This is a genomic window from Pseudomonas sp. PS02288 (assembly GCF_029959715.1).
Lineage (GTDB): Bacteria > Pseudomonadota > Gammaproteobacteria > Pseudomonadales > Pseudomonadaceae > Pseudomonas_O > Pseudomonas_O kuykendallii.
The window spans coordinates 1-18,775 of record NZ_JASCPA010000043.1 but is presented as its reverse complement, the minus strand read 5'-3'; the positions used below and the strand labels follow the sequence as shown (position 1 = coordinate 18,775).

At 64.1% G+C, this 18,775-nt stretch carries 21 protein-coding genes; 20 read left to right on the top strand and 1 reads right to left on the bottom strand.

The window, feature by feature from the left end:
* The first annotated feature begins 29 nt into the window (after window positions 1-29).
* The 3 genes from secD to QMX85_RS16410 all read left to right on the top strand — a co-directional run bounded on the left by secD (window position 30) and on the right by QMX85_RS16410 (window position 3,452).
* On the top strand, window positions 30-1,892 hold the full coding sequence (secD, locus tag QMX85_RS16420; RefSeq protein ID WP_282342600.1) for a protein translocase subunit SecD: 1,863 nt from the start codon (window positions 30-32) through the stop codon (window positions 1,890-1,892).
* A gap of 9 nt (window positions 1,893-1,901) precedes the next feature.
* Window positions 1,902-2,813, top strand: coding sequence for a protein translocase subunit SecF (gene secF, locus QMX85_RS16415; RefSeq protein ID WP_282342599.1), 912 nt, complete (start codon window positions 1,902-1,904; stop codon window positions 2,811-2,813).
* A 99-nt stretch (window positions 2,814-2,912) separates the two neighbouring features.
* On the top strand, window positions 2,913-3,452 hold the full coding sequence (locus tag QMX85_RS16410) for a glycine zipper 2TM domain-containing protein (RefSeq protein ID WP_282342598.1): 540 nt from the start codon (window positions 2,913-2,915) through the stop codon (window positions 3,450-3,452).
* 61 nt (window positions 3,453-3,513) lie between these two features.
* Here QMX85_RS16410 and suhB read toward each other — a convergent pair whose 3' ends face one another.
* Window positions 3,514-4,329 carry an inositol-phosphate phosphatase gene (gene suhB, locus QMX85_RS16405; protein ID WP_282342597.1) on the bottom strand — a complete coding sequence of 272 codons (816 nt, stop codon included), beginning with the start codon at window positions 4,327-4,329 and terminating at the stop codon, window positions 3,514-3,516.
* Between the two features lie 146 nt (window positions 4,330-4,475).
* Here suhB and trmJ point away from each other — a divergent pair, with 146 nt between their 5' ends.
* The 17 genes from trmJ (at window position 4,476) to bamB (ending at window position 18,672) form a co-directional block, all read left to right on the top strand.
* Window positions 4,476-5,249 carry a tRNA (cytosine(32)/uridine(32)-2'-O)-methyltransferase TrmJ gene (gene trmJ / locus QMX85_RS16400; RefSeq protein WP_282342596.1) on the top strand — a complete coding sequence of 258 codons (774 nt, stop codon included), beginning with the start codon at window positions 4,476-4,478 and terminating at the stop codon, window positions 5,247-5,249.
* A 162-nt stretch (window positions 5,250-5,411) separates the two neighbouring features.
* Complete coding sequence (iscR, locus tag QMX85_RS16395) at window positions 5,412-5,906, top strand: Fe-S cluster assembly transcriptional regulator IscR (protein ID WP_282342594.1); 495 nt, start codon at window positions 5,412-5,414, stop codon at window positions 5,904-5,906.
* A 55-nt stretch (window positions 5,907-5,961) separates the two neighbouring features.
* A complete protein-coding gene (locus tag QMX85_RS16390) occupies window positions 5,962-7,176 on the top strand; it encodes an IscS subfamily cysteine desulfurase (RefSeq protein ID WP_273232154.1) in 1,215 nt (404 codons plus the stop codon).
* A 45-nt stretch (window positions 7,177-7,221) separates the two neighbouring features.
* Complete coding sequence (gene iscU / locus QMX85_RS16385; RefSeq protein WP_090227102.1) at window positions 7,222-7,608, top strand: Fe-S cluster assembly scaffold IscU; 387 nt, start codon at window positions 7,222-7,224, stop codon at window positions 7,606-7,608.
* 10 nt (window positions 7,609-7,618) lie between these two features.
* On the top strand, window positions 7,619-7,942 hold the full coding sequence (gene iscA, locus QMX85_RS16380; RefSeq protein ID WP_282342592.1) for an iron-sulfur cluster assembly protein IscA: 324 nt from the start codon (window positions 7,619-7,621) through the stop codon (window positions 7,940-7,942).
* A gap of 7 nt (window positions 7,943-7,949) precedes the next feature.
* Window positions 7,950-8,471, top strand: coding sequence for a co-chaperone HscB (gene hscB, locus QMX85_RS16375; protein ID WP_282342591.1), 522 nt, complete (start codon window positions 7,950-7,952; stop codon window positions 8,469-8,471).
* Between the two features lie 42 nt (window positions 8,472-8,513).
* Window positions 8,514-10,376 (top strand): Fe-S protein assembly chaperone HscA, encoded by a 1,863-nt coding sequence (gene hscA, locus QMX85_RS16370; RefSeq protein ID WP_282342589.1) that lies wholly within the window; start codon window positions 8,514-8,516, stop codon window positions 10,374-10,376.
* 1 nt (window position 10,377) lies between these two features.
* Entirely contained in the window at window positions 10,378-10,716 is a 339-nt protein-coding gene (gene fdx, locus QMX85_RS16365) for an ISC system 2Fe-2S type ferredoxin (RefSeq protein WP_090227112.1), read from the top strand.
* A 7-nt stretch (window positions 10,717-10,723) separates the two neighbouring features.
* Complete coding sequence (gene iscX / locus QMX85_RS16360) at window positions 10,724-10,924, top strand: Fe-S cluster assembly protein IscX (protein WP_090227114.1); 201 nt, start codon at window positions 10,724-10,726, stop codon at window positions 10,922-10,924.
* A gap of 132 nt (window positions 10,925-11,056) precedes the next feature.
* Entirely contained in the window at window positions 11,057-11,488 is a 432-nt protein-coding gene (gene ndk, locus QMX85_RS16355) for a nucleoside-diphosphate kinase (protein ID WP_090227117.1), read from the top strand.
* A 24-nt stretch (window positions 11,489-11,512) separates the two neighbouring features.
* Window positions 11,513-12,661: a 23S rRNA (adenine(2503)-C(2))-methyltransferase RlmN gene (rlmN, locus tag QMX85_RS16350; protein ID WP_282342585.1), complete on the top strand. Its 1,149-nt coding sequence runs from the start codon at window positions 11,513-11,515 to the stop codon at window positions 12,659-12,661.
* An 11-nt stretch (window positions 12,662-12,672) separates the two neighbouring features.
* Window positions 12,673-13,431, top strand: a complete 759-nt coding sequence (gene pilW / locus QMX85_RS16345) for a type IV pilus biogenesis/stability protein PilW (protein WP_282342583.1) — start codon at window positions 12,673-12,675, stop codon at window positions 13,429-13,431.
* The gene (locus QMX85_RS16340) at window positions 13,431-14,423 is read left to right on the top strand and encodes a RodZ family helix-turn-helix domain-containing protein (protein ID WP_282342582.1); all 993 of its coding nucleotides are present in this window, start codon (window positions 13,431-13,433) and stop codon (window positions 14,421-14,423) included. The genes pilW and QMX85_RS16340 overlap by 1 nt, the downstream gene beginning before the upstream one ends.
* Before the next feature lie 6 nt (window positions 14,424-14,429).
* Window positions 14,430-15,542, top strand: coding sequence for a flavodoxin-dependent (E)-4-hydroxy-3-methylbut-2-enyl-diphosphate synthase (gene ispG / locus QMX85_RS16335; RefSeq protein WP_273232174.1), 1,113 nt, complete (start codon window positions 14,430-14,432; stop codon window positions 15,540-15,542).
* 18 nt (window positions 15,543-15,560) lie between these two features.
* Window positions 15,561-16,859: a histidine--tRNA ligase gene (hisS, locus tag QMX85_RS16330; protein ID WP_282342572.1), complete on the top strand. Its 1,299-nt coding sequence runs from the start codon at window positions 15,561-15,563 to the stop codon at window positions 16,857-16,859.
* Window positions 16,860-16,919: 60 nt separating this feature from the next.
* Window positions 16,920-17,528, top strand: a complete 609-nt coding sequence (locus tag QMX85_RS16325) for a tetratricopeptide repeat protein (protein WP_282342628.1) — start codon at window positions 16,920-16,922, stop codon at window positions 17,526-17,528.
* Window position 17,529: 1 nt separating this feature from the next.
* Window positions 17,530-18,672, top strand: coding sequence for an outer membrane protein assembly factor BamB (gene bamB, locus QMX85_RS16320; RefSeq protein WP_282342570.1), 1,143 nt, complete (start codon window positions 17,530-17,532; stop codon window positions 18,670-18,672).
* Window positions 18,673-18,775: the final 103 nt, after the last annotated feature.

The following is an 18,775-nucleotide window of genomic DNA, read 5'->3' as shown; positions in this document are numbered from 1 at the left end:
GGCGCCCCGCGTCATAAGCGGGCGGCGTCATGCTGAACAAATACCCTCTGTGGAAATACCTGCTGATCCTGGCGGTGCTGGCGATCGGCCTGCTTTATTCCGCGCCCAATCTCTATCCGGACGATCCGGCGATCCAGCTCACCGGCAGCAGCACCGCGCTTAAGATCGACCAGGCGACTGTCGATCGTGCCAGCCAGGCGCTGAGTGACGCGGGTATCGCCGTCAAGGCGGCCGAAGTCGCCCAGCATGGCGGCCTGCTGCGTCTGACCAAGCTCGCTGATCAGTTGCCGGCCAAGGACGTCGTGCGCAAGGCCTTGGGAGACGACTACGTGGTTGCCCTGAACCTGGCGCCGACCACGCCGGATTGGTTGCGCAGCCTGCATGCGACGCCTATGAAGCTGGGGCTCGACCTGTCGGGCGGTGTGCACTTCCTCCTCGAAGTGGACATGGGCAAAGCCGTCGATGCGCGCATCAAGGTCTACGAGGGTGAAGTCAAGAGCCTGCTGCGCAAGGAGCGGGTGCGCTACCGCAGCCTTCCGGCGCAGGACAGCGCCTTCCAGCTGGGCTTCAGCGATGCGGAGGCGGCGCAGAAGGCGCAGGACCTGATTCGCAAAAACTTCAACGACTTCGAGATCGCCACTGCCGAGCGCAATGGTCAGCAGGTGCTTAGCTTGCGCCTGACCCAGGCCAAGCTGGCGGAGATTCGCGAATACTCGATCAAGCAGAACCTCACCACCGTGCGTAACCGGGTGAACGAGCTAGGCGTCGCCGAGCCGCTGGTGCAGCGCCAGGGCGCCAACCGCATCGTCGTCGAGCTGCCGGGCGTTCAGGACACTGCCGAAGCGAAGCGGATTCTCGGCAAGACCGCGAGCCTGGAGTTCCGCCTGGCGGCCGAGGCCGATGCCTCCCGCGCCACCACCGAGTCCTTTGGCTTCCGCGAGCCGGGCCGTCCGCCGGTCCAGCTGGAGCGCAGCCTGATCATCACCGGCGACCAGGTCACCGACGCCAGCGCCAGCTTCGACGAGAACGGTCGCCCGCAGGTGAATATCCGCCTAGACGGCCACGGCGGCGAGCTGATGAACCGCGCGACCCGCAACAACGTCGGGCGCAGCATGGCGGTGATCTTCATCGAACAGCGTCCGGTCACCACCTACAGCAAGCAGGTGGTCGATGGCGTCGAGAAAGAAGTCGCCACGCAGAGCTTCAAGGAAGAGAAACAGATCATCAGCCTGGCGACCATCCAGTCGCCGCTGGGCGGGCAATTCCGCATCACCGGCCTGAACGGCCAGGGGGAGTCCTCCGAACTGGCGCTGCTGCTGCGAGCCGGCGGTCTGGCCGCACCGATGTACTTCGCCGAAGAACGCACCATCGGCCCGAGCCTGGGAGCCGAAAACATCGTCAAGGGCATCGAATCCACCGAGTGGGCGATGGTCTTCGTGTCGATCTTCATCATCGCCATCTACCGCTTCTTCGGTGTTCTGGCGACCGTCGCGCTGGCCTTCAACCTGGTGTTGCTGGTTGGCCTGATGTCGATGATCGGCGCCACCCTGACCCTGCCGGGCATCGCCGGTATCGTGCTGACGCTGGGTATGGCGGTGGATGCCAACGTGCTGATCTTCTCGCGGATTCGCGAGGAACTGGCCAAAGGTCTTTCGGTACAGCGTGCGATCCACGAAGGCTTCGATCGCGCCTACAGCGCGATCATCGACAGTAACCTGACCACGCTGCTGGTCGGCGCGATCCTGTTCGCCCTGGGTACCGGTCCGGTTAAGGGCTTCGCCGTGACCATGTCGCTGGGGATCATCACCTCGATGTTCACCGCCATCATGTTCACCCGCGGTTTGGTCAACCTGATCTTCGGTGGCCGTAACTTCAAGAAGCTGTGGATCTAAGGTGCCGTCATGATCAAGTCCACCATCCGTTTCATGGCGATACGCAACATCGCGTTCGCCATCACCCTGGTCATCAGCTTCATCGGCCTTGGCAGCCTCGTCGCCAAGGGCCTGAACTTCGGTCTGGATTTCACCGGCGGCACGCTGATCGAGCTGGCCTACGAGAAACCCGCGAATCTCGAGCTGATCAAGTCCGAGCTGGGGCAGGCCGGTTATCCGGAGTCGATCGTGCAGAGCTTCGGCGCGAGCACCGACGTGCTGGTTCGTCTGGCCGGCGAAGATCCGCAACTGGGCAACAAGGTTGCCGAGGCATTGCGCAAGATCGATGCGGACGCCCAGTTCGAGGTCAAGCGCGTCGAGTTCGTCGGCCCGCAGGTCGGTGAAGAGCTGCGCGATCAGGGCGGCCTCGCCATGCTCCTGGCGCTGGGCGGCATCCTCATCTACCTGGCGTTCCGCTTCCAGTGGAAGTTCGGCGTCGGCGCCGTGGCGTCCCTGGCGCACGACGTGATCGTCACCCTCGGGCTGCTGGCGTTCTTCCAGGTGCCGTTCGACCTGACCGTGCTCGCCGCCGTGCTGGCGATGATCGGCTACTCGCTGAACGACACCATCATCATCTATGACCGTGTGCGGGAGAACTTCCGTCTGCTGCGCCGGGCGACGCTGATCGAGAACATCGACATTTCGGTCACGCAAACCCTGCTGCGGACCATCGCCACGTCGTTGTCCACAGCGCTGGCACTCTTCGCGTTGCTGTTCTTCGGCGGCGACAGCCTGGCGAACTTCGCAATCACGCTGTTGATCGGTGTGGTCGTCGGTACCTACTCGTCGGTCTACATCGGTGCCACGGTGCTTGTCTGGCTGGGCCTGAGCTCCGAAGACCTGATCCCTCCGGCAGCGAAGGAAGTCGACGAGCGCCCGTGATCCGCGCAGATGAGCTTGTCGAACTAACCCTTTTGACTTCTGTCCAAGGCAGGGAATGGAGCGTAATCGCTCGCAGTGGATGGTAGTCAGGAGGTGCGTGTGAACAAGTCGATGCTCGTCGGTGCGGTGCTCGGTGCCGTAGTCGTTACGGCCGGGGGCGCGGTGGCTTACAGCGTAGTCGGCAACGGTCCGGACTACGCGAAGGTCGTAGCGGTTCAGCCGGTAAAGGAAACCATCAAGACACCTCGCGAGGTCTGCAAGGATGTCACGGTCACCCGGCAAAAGCCCGTGCAGGACCAGTACAAGATCGCCGGTACGGCGATCGGCGCCATCGCTGGCGGTTTGCTGGGCAACCAGGTCGGCGGCGGTAACGGCAAGAAGCTGGCTACCGTGGCCGGTGCCGTAGGTGGAGGTTACGCCGGCAACCAGGTTCAGGGTCGCATGCAGGCCGGTGATACCTATACGACCACGCAGACCCGTTGCAATACGGTCAACGAGACCAGCGAGAAAATCGTGGGTTACGACGTCAAGTACGACCTCGACGGCAAGATCGGTCAGGTGCGTATGGATCGTGATCCAGGTCCGCAGATTCCGGTCAGCAATGGCCAGCTGGTGATCGGTCAGAACACTGCCCAGTAAATCAGCGACAACGAAAAAGCGCCCCGCAGGGCGCTTTTTTAATGCCTGGAAATTGCCGAAGTCAGCGTTTCAGCGAGGCTGGGAGGTGCGGCTGGATCGCGGTCAGCACGGCCTTGAAGCACTTGGTGTTGCCCGCGACGATATTGCCCTTTTCGAGGAATTCATGGCTGCCGGTGAAGTCGCTGACGAGGCCGCCGGCTTCCTGAACCAGCAGTGCTCCGGCGGCCATGTCCCATTCCGACAGGCCGAATTCCCAGAACGCATCGAAACGTCCCGCGGCCACGTAGGCGAGGTCCAGGCTGGCGGCGCCGGCGCGACGGATGCCGGCGGTCTGGCCGGTCAGGGCGCGGAACATGCCGAGGTAGTTTTCCAGGTTGTCCATCTGACCTTCGCGGAACGGGAAACCGGTGCCGAGAAGGGCGCCTTCCAGGCCCTTGCGCGGGCTGACGCGCATGCGGCGGCCGTTCAGGGCGGCGCCACGGCCGCGGCTGGCGGTGAATTCTTCTTGGCGTACTGGGTCTAGGATCACGGCGTGTTCCAGGCGGCCACGGTACTTGCAGGCGATGCTGACGGCGAAGTGCGGCACGCCACGCAGGAAGTTGGTGGTGCCATCCAGCGGATCGATGATCCACAGGTAGTCCTTGCCTTCGCCGCTGCCTTCGCTGAAGCCGCTTTCCTCGCCAAGGATGGAATGGGTCGGGTAGGCCTTGCGCAGCGCGGTGACGATGGTCTGTTCGGCGGCGTGATCGACTTCGCTGACGTAATCGTTGGCGTCTTTCTCGTTGATCGAGATGACGTCCAGGCGTTCGATGGAGCGGAAGATCAGTTCACCGGCGCTGCGGGCTGCGCGCAGGGCGATGTTCAGCATGGGCTGCATGGAGTTTCACCTGGGTCGTCGAATAAAGCCGGCCATACTAGCAGAAAAGCGCGATTGATGCAGTCCGAACGGAGCCTTCGCGTAGCGTGGCGGAAGGGGCTTCTGTAAGATTTATCCCCCTTTTAGAACGCTTGCGGGAGCCGACCTTGCTGCAGAACATTCGCGTGGTCCTGGTCAATACCAGTCATCCGGGCAATATCGGCGGCGCGGCGCGGGCCATGAAGAACATGGGATTCGCCGATCTGGTACTGGTCGATCCGCTGGAGTTTCCGAGTCCAAAGGCGGATGCCCGTGCATCCGGCGCCACCGATGTGCTCGCTGCGGCGCGTGTCGTGGCGACGCTGGAGGAGGCGCTGGTCGGTTGCAGCCTGGTGCTTGGCACGAGCGCTCGCGATCGACGCATCCCCTGGCCGCTGCTGGATCCGCGTGAGTCTGCGGTCACTTCTCTGGAGCAGGCCACCAAGGGCGGCAAGGTGGCGCTGGTGTTCGGGCGGGAGTATGCCGGGCTGACTAATGAGGAGCTGCAGCGCTGCCACTACCATGTGCATATTCCTTCGGACCCTGAGTTTGGCTCGTTGAATCTCGCCGCCGCGGTGCAGGTGCTGACCTACGAGGTCCGCATGGCCTGGCTGGCGCAGCAGAACAAGCCGACCAAGATGGAAAAGACCGAGGCGCTCGCCGATGGCGATGCGGAGGTGTGCACGGCCGAGGAGATGGAGTCGTTCTACCGCCATCTGGAGCGGGTCATGCTGGACATCCGTTTCCTCGACCCCGAGAAGCCCCGCCACCTGATGCCGCGCCTTCGCCGGCTATACGGGCGTGCGGCGGTGAGCAAGCTGGAAATGAACATCTTGCGCGGCATTCTCACGGAAACCCAGAAAGCCGTCCGCGGTGAGCCACACAAGCGGGGTAACTCCTGATTGCGCTGGGATAGGCGAGCTTGGCGGTAGGGGATTGCCTTCTGCTATGATTCTGCGCCGCTTCGCTGGACTAATCCGACTGAGTTGATAGGTCTTATAGTTGACTTAAATACTCGGAAATTGGATAATCGGCTCAAACCAGCGAATTCTGTGGTACCACTCATGCGATTGACCACTAAAGGCCGTTACGCCGTCACCGCCATGCTCGATCTGGCCCTGCATGCGCAAAACGGGCCTGTTTCCCTGGCCGACATTTCCGAGCGCCAGGGCATTTCCCTGTCCTATCTGGAGCAGCTCTTCGCCAAGCTTCGTCGTGGCGGGCTGGTGTCCAGCGTGCGTGGGCCGGGCGGCGGCTATCAACTGTCCCGGGACATGTGCGGCATCCAGGTCGCCCAGGTGATCGACGCCGTCAACGAATCGGTCGATGCCACCCGCTGCCAGGGGCTCGGCGATTGCCATTCCGGCGATACCTGCTTGACCCACCACCTGTGGTGCGACCTCAGCGACCAGATCCACGAGTTCCTCAGTGGCATCAGCCTGGCCGATCTGGTCACCCGTCGCGAAGTGCAGGAAGTTGCCCTGCGGCAGGATCAGCGCCGCATTTCCACGGGCAGGCCGATGAGCCTGGACAAGATTCAAGCGTCCGCCGTCGAATAGACGGGCATAACAGGCGCCGGCCGCGAGGCCTCGATACCTGATTAGGAGATCACCGATGAGATTGCCGATTTATCTGGACTATTCCGCCACCACCCCAGTCGATCCGCGAGTTGCGCAGAAGATGGTCGAGTGCCTGACCATGGATGGCAATTTCGGCAACCCCGCGTCGCGTTCCCACGTGTTCGGCTGGCGCGCTGAGGAAGCCGTCGAAACCGCACGCCGCCAGGTGGCCGATCTGGTCAATGCCGACCCGCGCGAAATCGTCTGGACCTCCGGTGCCACCGAATCGGACAACCTCGCCCTCAAGGGCGTCGCGCATTTTTACGCGAGCAAGGGCAAGCACATCGTCACCACCAAGATCGAGCACAAGGCGATCCTGGACACCGCTCGCCAGCTCGAGCGCGAAGGCTTCGAGGTCACCTACCTCGATCCGCGCGAAGATGGCCTGATCACCGCCGAGATGGTCGAAGCCGTGCTGCGCGAGGACACCATTCTGGTGTCGGTCATGCACGTGAACAACGAGATCGGCACGGTCAACGACATCGCGGCCATCGGCGAGTTGACCCGTTCGCGCGGCATCCTCTTCCATGTCGACGCGGCGCAGTCCACCGGCAAGGTTGAGATCGACCTTGAGAAGCTGAAGGTCGACCTGATGTCGTTCTCGGCGCACAAGACCTACGGCCCCAAAGGCATTGGCGCGCTCTACGTGCGTCGCAAGCCGCGTGTTCGCCTGGAGGCGCAGACCCACGGTGGTGGCCACGAGCGTGGCATGCGTTCCGGCACCCTGGCGACCCACCAGATCGTCGGCATGGGCGAGGCATTCCGCATCGCCAAGCAGGACATGGTCAAGGACGCCGAGCACGTTCGCGCCTTGAGTGCCCGTTTCTACCGTCAGGTCGAGTCGCTCGAAGAGCTCTACGTCAACGGTAGTCTGACGTCCCGCGTACCGCACAACCTGAACCTCAGCTTCAATTACGTCGAGGGAGAATCGCTGATCATGGCGCTCAAGGACCTCGCGGTGTCTTCGGGTTCGGCCTGTACCTCGGCGTCGCTGGAGCCGTCCTATGTACTGCGCGCCCTGGGTCGCAACGATGAGCTGGCGCACAGCTCGATCCGCTTCACCTTCGGTCGTTTCACCACCGAGGAAGACATCGACTACGCGGCGCAGAAAGTCTGCGAAGCAGTAACCAAGCTGCGCGAATTGTCGCCGCTTTGGGATATGTACAAAGAGGGTGTCGACCTTTCCCAGGTCGAATGGCAGGCGCATTAAGACGTCACCCACAAGCCGCCCGCGTGATTACAGAGGAATTGCATCATGGCTTACAGTGAAAAGGTCATCGACCATTACGAGAATCCGCGCAACGTCGGCAAGCTCAACGCCGAGGATCCGGATGTAGGTACGGGCATGGTCGGTGCGCCGGCCTGCGGCGACGTCATGCGTCTGCAGATCAAGGTGAACGAGCAGGGCGTGATCGAAGACGCCAAGTTCAAGACCTACGGTTGCGGTTCGGCGATCGCCTCCAGTTCCCTCGCCACCGAGTGGATGAAGGGTAAGACGCTGGACGAAGCCGAACTGATCAAGAACACCACCATCGCCGAAGAGTTGGCGCTGCCGCCGGTGAAGATCCACTGCTCGGTTCTGGCGGAGGACGCCATCAAGGCGGCTGTGCGTGACTACAAGCACAAGAAAGGCCTGATCTGAGGAGGCGCCAATGGCCATCAGCATGACTGAAGCGGCGGTTCGCCACGTTCGTCGCTCCCTCGAAGGGCGTGGCAAGGGCGAGGGCATCCGTCTGGGCGTTCGTACCACCGGATGCTCGGGGCTGGCCTACGTGCTGGAGTTCGTCGACGAGTTCAGCGGCGACGATCAGGTCTTCGAGACCAACGGCGTACGCGTGATCGTCGATCCGAAGAGCCTGGTCTACCTCGATGGCACCGAGCTGGACTTCGTCCGCGAAGGGCTCAACGAGGGCTTCAAGTTCAACAACCCCAACGTGCGCGGCGAATGCGGCTGCGGCGAGAGCTTCAATACCTGAGGCTATCGTGGGCACTCCCTGTCATTTCGCGCTGTTCGACCTGCAGCCCAGTTTTCGCATCGACCTCGAGCAACTGGCGGTGCGTTATCGGGAATTGGCTCGTGCCACTCATCCGGATCGTTTCGCCGATGCGCCCGCCAGCGAGCAGCGCATTGCGCTCGAGCGCGCGGCGGGGCTCAATGAGGCCTACCGGACGCTGAGGAATGCGCCCCAGCGCGCCCGCTACCTTCTGGCGATTCGTGGCCACGAACTGCCCCTGGAAGTCACCGTGCAGGACCCGCAGTTCCTGCTGCAGCAGATGCAGTGGCGGGAGGAGCTCGAGGAGCTGCAGGACGAGGCCGATCTGGCCGGCGTCGCGGTCTTCAAGCGGCGCCTGAAAGCGGCCCAGGAAGCGCTCGAGGAGAGCTTCGCCGCCAGCTGGGAGGACCCCGCGCAGCGCGAGGAGTCCGAGCGGCTGGTGCGGCGCATGCAGTTTCTCGACAAGCTTTCCCAGGAAGTGCGCCAGCTCGAAGAGCGCCTCGACGATTAACCCACGCATCGCCGGCGCGATGCGTCCGAAACGCAGGCAACCATGGCTTTACTGCAGATCGCTGAACCCGGGCAAACCCCTCAGCCGCACCAGCGTCGCCTGGCGGTGGGCATTGACCTGGGTACCACCAATTCCCTGGTCGCCGCCGTGCGCAGCGGCCTCTCCGAACCGCTCCCCGATGAGCAGGGCCGCGTCATCCTGCCGTCCGCCGTGCGCTATCACGCCGATCGCGTGGAAGTGGGCGAGGCCGCACGCAATGCTGCTTCCAGCGATCCGCTGAACAGCATTCTTTCGATCAAGCGGCTGATGGGGCGCGGCATCGCCGACGTCAAGCAACTGGGCGACCAGTTGCCCTACCGCTTCGTCGAGGGCGAGTCGCACATGCCCTTCCTTGACACCGTGCAGGGGCCGAAGAGCCCTGTGGAAGTGTCCGCCGACATCCTCGGCGTGCTGCGCAAGCGTGCCGAGCGGACCCTCGGTGGCGAGCTGGTCGGCGCGGTGATCACGGTGCCGGCCTACTTCGACGACGCCCAGCGCCAGGCCACCAAGGATGCCGCGCGGCTCGCCGGCCTCAACGTGCTGCGCCTGCTCAACGAGCCCACCGCCGCCGCGGTCGCCTACGGGCTGGACCAGCAGGCCGAGGGGCTGGTGGCGATCTACGACCTGGGCGGCGGCACCTTCGACATTTCCATCCTGCGCCTGTCGCGCGGGGTCTTCGAGGTGCTGGCCACCGGCGGCGACAGCGCCCTGGGCGGCGACGATTTCGATCACGCCATCGCCAGCTGGATCATCGAAAACGCCGGGCTTTCCGCCGATCTCGATCCGTCAACCCAGCGCAGCCTGCTGCAGAACGCCTGCGCCGCCAAGGAGGCGCTGAGCTCGGCGCAATCGGTCGAGGTAGTCCAGGGCGACTGGAAGGGCACGCTGACGCGTGCGCAGTTCGAGCAATTGATCGAGCCGCTGCTGGCGCGCAGCCTCAAGGCCTGCCGCCGCGCGCTGCGCGACGCCGGCATCGAGCGCGAGGAGGTCGGGGCGGTGGTGATGGTCGGCGGTTCGACCCGCGTACCGCGCGTGCGTGAAGTGGTCGGCGAACTGTTCGGTCGCGAACCGCTGACCGATATCGACCCGGACCAGGTGGTCGCCATCGGTGCGGCGATTCAGGCCGACACCCTGGCGGGCAACAAGCACGACGGTGAGGAGCTGTTGCTGCTCGACGTGATTCCGCTGTCGCTAGGCCTGGAAACCATGGGCGGCCTGATGGAGAAGGTCATCCCGCGCAACACGACGATTCCGGTGGCGCGTGCGCAGGACTTCACCACCTACAAGGACGGCCAGTCGGCGATGATGGTCCACGTGCTGCAGGGCGAGCGCGAGCTGATCAAGGATTGCCGCTCCCTGGCGCGCTTCGAGCTGCGCGGGATTCCGCCGATGGTCGCCGGCGCGGCGAAGATTCGCGTGACCTTCCAGGTGGACGCGGACGGGCTGCTCGGCGTCTCGGCGCGCGAGCTGTCCAGTGGGGTCGAGTCGAGCATCCAGGTCAAGCCGTCCTACGGTCTCACCGATGGCGAGATCGCGCGGATGCTGCAGGATTCCTTCCGCAACGCCGGCGACGACAAGGCTGCCCGTGCGCTGCGCGAACACCAGGTGGATGCGCAGCGCTTGCTGGAAGCCGTGCAGGGCGCACTCGATGCCGACGGGGAGCGCCTGCTCGATGACGAGGAGCGCCTGGCCATCGAGGCGCAGATGGACGAGTTGCGCCGTCTGCTCGACGGCACCGACGGCCTGGCCATCGAGCAGCAGACCAAGCGCCTGAGCAACATTACCGACGCCTTCGCCGCTCGTCGCCTCGACTCCACGGTCAAGGCGGCGCTGGCTGGGCGTCGACTGAACGAAATCGAGGAATAAGATGCCGCAAATCGTTTTTCTGCCGCACGCCGAACAATGCCCCGAGGGCGCGGTGATCGAGGCTCAGCCTGGCGAAACCATCATTGCCGCGGCGATGCGTAACGGTATCGAGATCGAGCACGCCTGCGAGATGTCCTGCGCCTGCACCACCTGCCACGTGGTCGTCCGGGAAGGTTTCGCTTCGCTGGAGGCCTCCGACGAGCTGGAGGACGACATGCTCGACAAGGCCTGGGGGCTGGAGCCGGAATCGCGCCTCTCGTGCCAGGCCGTGGTCGGCGAGAAGGACCTGACGGTCGAGATCCCGCGCTACACCATCAACCAGGTTTCGGAAAGACACTGAGGGCGCCATGGGTCTCAAATGGGTCGATGTTCAGGAAATCGCCATCCAGTTGGCCGAGAGCAGGGCAGACGTCGATCCGCGCTTCGTCAATTTCGTCAATCTGCGCAGTTGGGTAGTGGCGCTGCCGGAGTTCGACGACGACCCGCAGCGGGGCGGCGAGAAGGTTCTCGAGGCGATCCAGGCGGCCTGGATCGAAGAGGCCGAGTGAGCGCCGGCAGCGCTGTGGAGCGCCGCCTTCGGCTCCGACGTGCGCGCACAGCAGCTTCTACGCATTTAACCGGAACCCGCGTATAATTCGCGGGTTTAATTTTTGCTTAATCCTTGTTTCATGGAGTTTTTCATGGCTGTCGAACGTACTTTTTCCATCATCAAACCCGATGCCGTCGCCAAGAACGTAATCGGCGAAATCGTCACCCGCTTCGAGAAGGCTGGCCTGCGCGTCGTTGCCTCGAAGATGGTCCAGCTTTCCGAGCGTGAAGCGGGCGGTTTCTACGCCGAGCACAGCGAGCGCGGCTTCTTCAAGGACCTGGTTGCCTTCATGACCTCCGGTCCGGTGGTTCTGCAGGTTCTGGAGGGCGAAGGCGCCATCCTGAAAAACCGCGAGCTGATGGGCGCCACCGATCCGAAGAAAGCCGACGCCGGCACTATCCGCGCCGATTTCGCCGTGTCGATCGACGAGAACGCCGTTCACGGTTCCGACTCCGAAGCCTCGGCCGCTCGCGAAATCGCTTACTTCTTCGCCTCCACCGAGGTCTGCGCTCGCATTCGCTGAGGCGAAGGGCGCGAGGGTGAAACCATGACCGAAGCCACCGGCAAGACCAACCTGCTGGGTCTGACCCAGCCGGAAATGGAGCAGTTCTTCGAACGGATCGGGGAAAAGCGTTTTCGTGCCGGCCAGGTGATGAAATGGATTCACCACTTTGGCGTCGATGATTTCGACGCCATGAGCAACCTTGGCAAGGCCCTGCGCGACAAGCTCAAGGGTTGCGCCGAGGTTCGCGGTCCGGAAATCGTCAGCCAGGACATCTCCACCGACGGCACCCGCAAATGGGTGGTGCGCGTGGCATCCGGCAGCTGCGTCGAGACCGTGTACATCCCGCAGGGCGGGCGCGGCACCCTGTGCGTGTCGTCGCAGGCCGGCTGCGCGCTGGACTGCAGTTTCTGCTCCACCGGCAAACAAGGATTCAACAGCGATCTGACCGCGGCCGAAGTCATCGGCCAGGTCTGGATCGCCAACAAGTCGTTCGGCACCGTGCCGGCGAAGATCGATCGCGCCATCACCAACGTGGTGATGATGGGCATGGGCGAGCCGTTGCTGAACTTCGACAACGTGGTCGCCGCCATGACCATCATGATGGACGACCTCGGTTACGGCATCTCCAAGCGCAAGGTGACGCTGTCCACCTCCGGCGTGGCGCCGATGATCGACAAGCTCGGCCAGGTGATCGACGTGTCGCTGGCGCTGTCGCTGCACGCGCCCAACGACGCGTTGCGCAACAAGCTGGTGCCGATCAACCGCAAGTACCCGCTGGCGGTGGTACTGGACGCCTGCAAACGCTACATCGGCGGGCTCGGCGAGAAGCGCTTCCTGACCATCGAGTACACGCTGCTCAAGGACGTCAACGATCAGCCTGAGCACGCCGCCGAGATGATCGCTCTGCTCGCCGACGTGCCGTGCAAGGTCAACCTGATTCCCTTTAACCCGTTTCCCCATTCCGGCTACGAGCGGCCGAGCAACAATGCGATACGGCGGTTTCAGGATCTTCTCCACAAGGCCGGCCACAATGTTACCGTGCGCACCACGCGCGGCGAGGACATCGACGCGGCCTGCGGCCAGTTGGTGGGCCAGGTGCTCGATCGGACCCGCCGTAGCGAACGCTACATCGCCGTGCGCGAGCTGAGTGCCGAGACAGAGAGGCCGCGCAGCGCCGCGAATCGGACTTGAAGGGAGACACCATGACACTGCGCGTTGCGCTGCTCATATGCGTTATCGGCTGGTTGACAGGGTGCGTGTCCACCGGCCATGTCGATCCGATGAAAACCTCCAAGGGCCGGGATCAGGCCCGTGATGCCTACATCCAGCTGGGTATCGGCTATCTGCAGCAGGGCGACACCGAGCGCGCCAAGTCGCCATTGAAAAGCGCGCTGGAGATCGACCCGAGCAACGCCGATGCGCATACGGCGCTGGCGCTCGTGTTCCAGGCGCAGATGGAGCCCAAGCTCGCCGACGAGCACTACCGCAAGGCGTTGGCCGAGCGCGGTAACGACCCGCGCATCCTCAACAACTACGGCGGCTTTCTTTTCGAACAGAAGGATTACAAGCAGGCCTACCAGCGTTTCGAGCAGGCCTCCACCGATACCTTGTATTCCGAGCGCTCGCGGGTGTTCGAGAACCTCGGCATGACCGCCCTGGCGATGAACCAGCGTGACCTCGCCAAGCAGCATTTCGAGCGTGCCCTGCGGCTGAACAACCAGCAGCCGAGGGCGCTGTTCGAGCTGGCGCAGATGTCCTACGAGGACAAGGAATACGTTCCCGCACGTGCCTACTACCAGCGTTTTAGTAGCCTGGCCCCGCAAAACGCCCGTACCCTGCTGCTCGGCATTCGCCTGGCGCGGGTCTTCGAGGATCGGGACACCGCGGCCAGCTATGGCCTGCAACTGAAACGGCTGTATCCCGGCTCGCCGGAATACAAGCAATATCTATCGGAGCAGTGATGAAAACGTCGCAAACCGAAGCTGTCGCGGCGACTCGTACCAACCCGGGCGAGACATTGCGTGCGGCGCGCGAAGAAAAGGGCTGGACGCTGGAAGAGGCGGCCAGCCAGTTGAACCTGACGCCCACCTCGCTGGGCCAGATCGAAGCCGGTTCGTTCGACAAGCTGCCCGGGCACACCTTTGCCCGCGGCTACATCCGCGCCTACGCCAAGCTGCTGGGCATGGACCAGGCGCAGATGGTCAGCGCGTTCGATCATTACACGGGTACCGACGCCAGCGGCAGCAGCGTGCATGCGCTCGGACGCATCGAAGAGCCGATGCGGCTGTCGCAGAACATCCTGCGCTTCGTCAGCTTCGCCTTGCTGGTGGCCCTCGGCCTGGCCGGATTTTTCTGGTGGCAGGGGCAGAGCGACCAGGTCGCGCGCGAGCAGGCCGGTACGCCGATCGAACACGTGGAAGTCGAGAGTGCCGACGGCACCACCCAGATCCATCCGCTGGACGAGCCCGAGGACCAGGCCGTCGTCGAGGCGCGCGAGCCCGACGAGCTGAGCCTGCCGGTTTCGCCTGAGGTCGCCAGTGGCAACGACGAAGCGGCGGCTACGGCGCCGAATGCTGCGGCCGGCGTTGGCCAACCCGCTACGTCGGCCAGTGCGCCTGCCTCTGCTCCGCTGCCGCTGCCAGCCACTCCGACCGCGCCCCAGGCTCCGGCGCAAGCCGCAGCCTCCGAGGTGCCTGTCGCTCCGGCGGCGGGTGAGGGTGTGGTCGCGATCCAGTTCGTGGCGGACTGCTGGACCCAGGTCACCGATGCCTCCGGCAAGGTGCTGGTCAGCATGCTCAAGCGCAAGGGTGACAGCCTGCAGGTGACCGGCAAGGCACCGCTCGAGCTTCGTCTCGGTTACGCCCGCGGCGCTCAGGTCAGCTACAACGGCCAGCCCGTGGACATGACGTCCTTTACCCGCGGTGAAACCGCCCGCCTGAAGTTGGGACAATAAGACCCCATGCACAGCGAATCCCCGATCAAACGCCGGCTGTCCCGCAAGATTTGGGTCGGCTCCGTGCCGGTGGGCGGCGATGCGCCGATCTCCGTGCAGAGCATGACCAATACCGACACTTGCGATGTCGCGGCCACGGTCGCGCAGATCAGCCGTCTCGAGCAGGCCGGCGCCGACATCGTGCGTGTTTCGGTGCCGGACATGGACGCCGCCGAAGCCTTCGGCAGGATCAAGCAGCAGGTCAACCTGCCGCTGGTGGCGGATATCCACTTCGATTACCAGATCGCCCTGCGCGTCGCCGAACTGGGTGTGGACTGCCTGCGCATCAACCCCGGCAACATCGGCCGCGAAGACCGCGTGCGCGCGGTGGTCGAGGCGGCGCGCGACAAGGGCATCCCGATCCGCATCGGGGTCAACGCCGGTTCGCTGGAAAAGGACCTGCAGAAGAAGTACGGCGAGCCGACCCCGCAAGCGCTGGTGGAGTCGGCGTTGCGCCATGTCGAGCACCTGGATCGGCTGAACTTCCCGGACTTCAAGGTCAGCGTTAAGGCCTCCGACGTTTTCATGGCGGTCGAGGCCTATCGGCTGCTCGCCAAACAGATCGAGCAGCCCTTGCACCTGGGCATCACCGAGGCCGGCGGCCTGCGTTCGGGTACGGTGAAATCCGCCGTCGGCCTGGGCATGCTGCTTGCCGACGGGATTGGCGATACCATCCGCATCTCGCTGGCCGCCGACCCGGTCGAGGAGATCAAGGTCGGCTTCGATATCCTCAAGTCCCTGCGCCTGCGTTCGCGTGGCATCAACTTCATCGCCTGCCCGAGTTGCTCGCGGCAGAACTTCGATGTGGTGAAGACCATGAACGAGCTGGAAACTCGTGTGGAAGACCTGCTCGTGCCGATGGACGTGGCCGTGATCGGTTGCGTGGTCAACGGGCCCGGCGAGGCCAAGGAGGCGCATATCGGCCTCACCGGCGGCACGCCGAACAACCTGATCTACATCGACGGCAAGCCGGCGCAGAAACTGACCAACGAAAATCTGGTGGATGAGCTGGAACGGCTGATCCGCCAGAAAGCGGCCGAAAAGGCCGAAGCCGACGCGGCGCTGATCGCCCGCGGCTGACTTTTTTAAGGATTCTTTGTGAGTAAGACGCTCCAGGCCATTCGTGGCATGAATGACATCCTCCCCGAGCAGACCCCGCTCTGGCGCTATTTCGAGGACAGCGTGGCCCGCCTGCTCGACGGCTACGGCTATCGGCAGATTCGCATGCCCATCGTCGAGTTCACCGAATTGTTCAAGCGCTCCATCGGCGAAGTCACCGACATCGTCGAGAAGGAGATGTACACCTTCGAGGACCGCAACGGCGATTCGCTGACGCTGCGTCCCGAAGGCACCGCCGCCTGCGTGCGCGCCGTGCTGGAGCATGGCCTGACCGGCGGCGGACAGCCGCAGAAGCTCTGGTACGCCGGCCCGATGTTCCGCCACGAGCGCCCGCAGAAGGGTCGCTACCGGCAGTTCCACCAGATCGGCCTGGAAGTGTTCAACCTCGAAGGGCCTGACGTCGACGCCGAGTTGATCGTGCTGACCTGGCGCCTGTGGAAACTGCTCGGCATCCGCGACGCGGTGACCCTCGAACTCAACAGCCTGGGCACGCCCGAGGCGCGCATGCGTTACCGCGAGGCGCTGGTCGACTACCTGTCCGCGCGTGAAGGCCAGCTCGACGAGGACAGCCGCCGTCGTTTGGCGAGCAACCCGCTGCGGATTCTCGACAGCAAGGACGCCAATACCCAGGCGCTGCTGGTCGACGCGCCGAAACTGGCGGATTACCTGGACGACGAGTCGCAGACGCACTTCGACGGCCTGAAGACCCGTCTGGATGCCGCCGGCATTCCCTACGTGATCAATCCCAAGCTGGTGCGTGGCCTCGACTACTACAGCAAGACGGTGTTCGAGTGGGTCACCGACCAGCTCGGTTCCCAGGGCACGGTGTGTGCCGGCGGCCGCTATGATGGGCTGGTCGAGCAGATGGGCGGCAAGCCGACGCCGGGCGTGGGTTTCGCCATGGGCATCGAGCGCCTGGTGCTGCTGCTGGAAACCCTCGGCAAGGTGCCTGAATCCCTGGCGCGCCAGGTCGACGTCTATCTGTGTGCCTTCGGCGAGGCGGCCGAGGTGGCCGCGCTGGCGCTGTCCGAGCGTCTGCGTGACCAGTTGCCGGACCTGCGCCTGCAGGTCAACGCCGGTGCCGGAAGTTTCAAGAGTCAACTGAAGAAAGCCGACAAGAGTGCCGCGCTGTATGCCCTGATCCTCGGTGAGGATGAGCTGGCGCAGCAGGTGGTCGGCGTCAAACCGCTGCGCGATTCGCTCAAGGAGCAGGGCAACGGTGAACAACGGACCATCGCCTGGGATGCTCTCGCCGAGCACCTGGCAAGCTGCCTCTAACAGGCGTGATCAAGGAGTAATGGCGTGACCTCGCGTACCGAAGACGAAAACCTGGCGCTTATGCGCGACTGGTGGCAGCGCAACGGCAAGCCGCTGTTGACCGGCATCCTGCTAGCGCTGGTGCTGGTGTTTGGCTGGCAGGCCTGGAGGAAGCACGAAACCAACAAGGAGCAGGGCGCTTCGGTCGTGTATCAGCAACTGCTGGAGAGCGTGCTGATGAGCACCGGCCAGCCGGATGCGGCGCGCGTCGCGGACTTGGCCGGTGTGCTGAAGAAGGATTTCCCCGGCACGCATTACGCGCAGTACGGCAGCTTCTTCGTAGCCAAGGTGGCGGTCGAGTCGGGCAAGCTGGACGACGCCGTCGCCGAGCTGCAGCCGATCGTCGACAAGCCAGCCGACGCGGTGCTCGGCGAGCTGGCGCGTCAGCGTCTGGCGCGCGTGCTCGCGGCCCAGGACAAGGCCGAAGAGGCACTCAAGCTGCTCGATGGCGACGCCGACAAGGCGTTCGTCGCCAGCCGCGAAGAAATCAAGGGTGATCTGCTGGCGAAGCTGGGCCGTACCGACGACGCGCACGGCGCTTACGAGAAGGCCAAAGCGGCGCTCTCCGATGAGGCTGCCGTGGGTACCCTGCAAATGAAACTCGACGACCTGGCGAAAGGGGATGCGTGACGTGAAGCACTGGAAATATGCCGCAGTGCTGACCCTGGCCGTGCTGGCCGTGGGTTGCAGCAGCAACAGCAAGAAGGAATTGCCGCCCGCCGAACTGGTCAAGTTCGACGCGGAGGTGAAGCTCGACGAACAGTGGAGCCGCTCCGTCGGCGACGGTCAGGGCGACCTCTACAACCTGCTGACTCCGGCCGTTGACGGCGACAGCATCTTCGCTGCCGGCGCGGACGGCGATGTCATGGCGCTGGACCGCGAAACCGGCAAGGTGCTCTGGAAGAAGGACCTCGAAGCGCCGGTATCCGGCGGCGTCGGCGTCGGCTCGGGAATGGTCCTGCTCGGCACCCTGAAAGGTGAAGTGATCGCCCTCGACGCCGCCAGTGGCGAAGAGAAGTGGCGTGCGCGAGTCACCAGCGAGGTGCTTTCGGCGCCCGCCACCAATGGTGACATCGTCGTGGTTCAGACCCAGGACGACCGCCTGATCGGCCTCGAGGCCAGCACCGGTACGCAGCGCTGGATCTACGAAAACTCTCCGGCCGTGCTGACCCTGCGTGGCACCGGCGCGCCGGTCGTGACCAACAACCTGGCCATCGCCGGGCTGTCCACCGGCAAGGTCATCGCCGTCGACACCCAGCGCGGCCTGCCGGTCTGGGAACAGCGCATAGCCGTGCCGCAGGGCCGTTCCGAGCTGGATCGCGTGGTCGACATCGACGGCGGCCTGCTGCTCTCGGGCAACACGCTGTACGTCGTCACCTACCAGGGTCGCCTGGCCGGTCTCGACCTGCAGACCGGCCGGGTGCTCTGGCAGCGCGATGCGTCCAGCTACGTCGGCGTCGCCGAAGGTTTCGGCAGCGTCTACGTGAGCCAGGCCAGCGGCACCGTCGAAGGCATCGACGAGCGCTCGACCTCGGCGCTGTGGAGCAACGACTCCCTGGCCCGTCGCGAGCTGTCGGCGCCGGCGGTGTTCTCCAGCTATGTCGCGGTCGGCGACATCGAGGGCTACCTGCACCTGCTCAGCCAGGTCGATGGGCGCTTCGTCGCTCGCGAGCGCATCGACAGCGACGGCTTGCGCGTCCGCCCGCTGGTCGTCGGCGACACGCTGTATGCCTTCGGCAACAGCGGCAAACTGGTCGCGATGAAAATCCGCTGACCTGCGGCGGGCCGGCATTTGCCGGTCGCTGTGCTTAACTTTTCGTCGGGCCCCCGGCCCCCCCCCGCCCCCCCGGGTTTTATTATTAAAAGCCAGTGGATGC